Here is a 1,011-nt window from a genome sequence, read left to right as displayed (position 1 = left end):
GCTGACTTCCATGGCGCGGGGATGCCGATGCTGAACGATCCGTCGCTGTCCGAACTCATCGCCGCCGCACGGCGACCGACATCCCGTGACGCCGCGGCACCGGACGGGGGCACCGTGGCGTCCCTGTTCGCGCGGCGCTCCGCGGCGCATCCCGGACGCGACTGGCTGGTCTACGTCGACGAGGACGATGACCGCTCCGTCCTGAGCTGGGGCGAGGCCGGCTCGCGGGTCGCGGCGCTGGCGTCGCTGCTCGGCGCGCTGGGCGTGGGCCGCGGCGATCGCGTGGCGACCCTGGCCCACAACCACCCCGACACCGTCCTGCAGTACTTCGCCGCCTGGGCGGTCGGCGCCTGCGTCGTGCCGCTGAACGCGGGGGAGGACGCCGGGCGGATCGCCTACGTGCTGGAGCACTCGCGGGCCAAGCTGCTGTTCACGCGCGCCGAGTACCTGGACCGCGTCGAACCGCTGCGCGCCGGCCTGCCGGACCTGCGCGACGTGGTCCTCGCCGGCGACCGCCGACGCGGCTACGCGCACGTCGACGACGCCCCGCTCGCCCCGGCCGTCGCCACCGCGGCCCCGGTCGTGGACGACGAGGCCCTGATCGTCTACACCAGCGGCACGACCGGCCAACCGAAGGGCGTGGTGCTGACCCACGGCAACCTGCTGGTCGACGCGCGGCAGATCGCCGCCTGGCACGACGTGGGACCGGACGAGCGCCTGATGTGCGTGCTGCCCATCCACCACGTCAACGGCATCGTCGTGACCCTGGTGACGCCGCTGACCAGCGGCGGCGCGGTCGTGCTCTGCCGCAAATTCCGCACGGGGTCGTTCTTCCCGCTGCTGGCGCGCGAACGCGTGCAGGTCGTCAGCGTCGTGCCTACGCTGCTGGCCTTCCTGCTGCAGGGCGCGGACAAGGGGACCGTCGCGACCGGCGGCCTTGACCTGTCCGGCTTCCGCCACCTGATCTGCGGCGCGGGCCCGCTGACCTGCGAACTGGCCCTGCGCTTCGAG

The 1,011-nt window shown here is 73.6% G+C and carries 1 protein-coding gene; it reads left to right on the top strand.

Features of this window, described 5'->3' with window-relative positions; translation table 11 throughout:
- Nucleotides 1–27 precede the first annotated feature (27 nt).
- Nucleotides 28–1,011 (top strand): class I adenylate-forming enzyme family protein (locus Q7W29_06680; GenBank protein ID MDO9171499.1); only part of this gene is annotated, 984 nt, incomplete at its 3' end.

It is taken from the genome of bacterium (assembly GCA_030654305.1).
Taxonomy (GTDB): Bacteria; Krumholzibacteriota; Krumholzibacteriia; order LZORAL124-64-63; family LZORAL124-64-63; genus PNOJ01.
Note: the sequence above shows the minus strand (reverse complement) of the source record. Positions and strands in the feature narration are given on the sequence as shown.